This is a genomic window from Frankia gtarii, assembly GCF_025403375.1.
In the GTDB taxonomy this organism is placed as follows: Bacteria; Actinomycetota; Actinomycetes; order Frankiales; family Frankiaceae; genus Frankia; species Frankia gtarii.
Window position 1 is genome coordinate 1 of the sequence record NZ_JAMPTM010000549.1, and the last position, 1,203, is coordinate 1,203.

At 71.3% G+C, this 1,203-nt stretch carries 1 protein-coding gene; it reads right to left on the reverse strand.

The window, feature by feature from the left end; genetic code table 11:
• Positions 1-1,162, reverse strand: a 1,162-nt coding sequence (locus NBZ83_RS32235; RefSeq protein ID WP_261576525.1) for an ABC transporter substrate-binding protein, incomplete at its 3' end; no start/stop codon positions are given.
• Positions 1,163-1,203: the final 41 nt, after the last annotated feature.

The following is a 1,203-nucleotide window of genomic DNA, read 5'->3' on the forward strand; positions in this document are numbered from 1 at the left end:
CCAGCCCCTTCGAGTCCAACGCATCCTCAACCGCCCCCCGCAACCCGCCCAGCGCCGACACCGACACCGACCGCGGCGGCGACAACCGGTCGGCGATCTGCAACGACACGCTCTGATACGCCGGCGTCTGCGGCCGCACGCTGGCCTGACGCAACGCCGCGTAGATCGCCGCCGCGAACGGATACCCCCCCTCGACGAACGCCCGATCCGAATACAACGCCTCCAACGTCGGCGCCAACCCCCCATCGACCGCCGTACGGATCTGGTTCGCCCGAGAGCGCAGACAACCGATCGCCGCCCGCGCCTGCCCGCCGTGCCGGCTGTACGACGACACCGCCAGGTTGTAACCCCCCACCGTCGTATGCGACGGCCGACCGGCCACCAGACTCGGCCACTGCGCCCACCCGATCCGACCCACCAGATCCGGCGCGTTCGCCCGCGCCGACGGATAGACAAACGGATAGTTCAACTGGAACGCCGCCGATCCCGCCTCGAACGCCAGCCGATTGTCGTCCTCCCGCTGGTTCGACCACGACGGATCCGCCGCGGGGGAGTGCGCCAACGCCGCGATCGCCTCCACCGCCCGGCGCGCCGGCTCACCCAGCGCCACCCGGCTCCCGTCCGCCGACAGAACCGACCCGCCCGCCGAGGCCACCAGCGAGTTGAACAGCACCGTGTAACCCTCGTACTGCGCGCCCTGCACCTCGACCAGATGCGGCCTGCCCGCGGCCGCCAACGCCCTCGCCTGCGCCAACATCTGCGCCCACGTCGCCGGCGGCCGCGCCACCAGATCCTTGCGATACCACAGCAGCTGCACGTTGGTGTTCAACGGCGCCGCATACAACCGGCCCCGCCAACCACCCGTGCGCACCGCCACCGGCAGCGTCCCCGCCGTGATCGCCCGCGCCGACACCGCATCGAACGGCACGATCCACCCGGCCTCGGCGAACTCCGCCGTCCACGTCACGTCCAACGCCAGGATGTCCATCGAGGAATCCTTCGCCGCCAGCCGCCGCACCAGCTGCGCCCGCTGCCCGTCGGCGTCGTTGGGCAGCACGCTGATCGAAATCCGGTAGGCGCCGTGCGACGCCGCCGAACAGTCCGCCGCCGCCTTCGCGAACGACCCCGACGACTCGTTGTACACATACCAGCGCACCGTCACCGGCCCCCGCACCGGACTTGACGAGGCACACCCCGCCCACC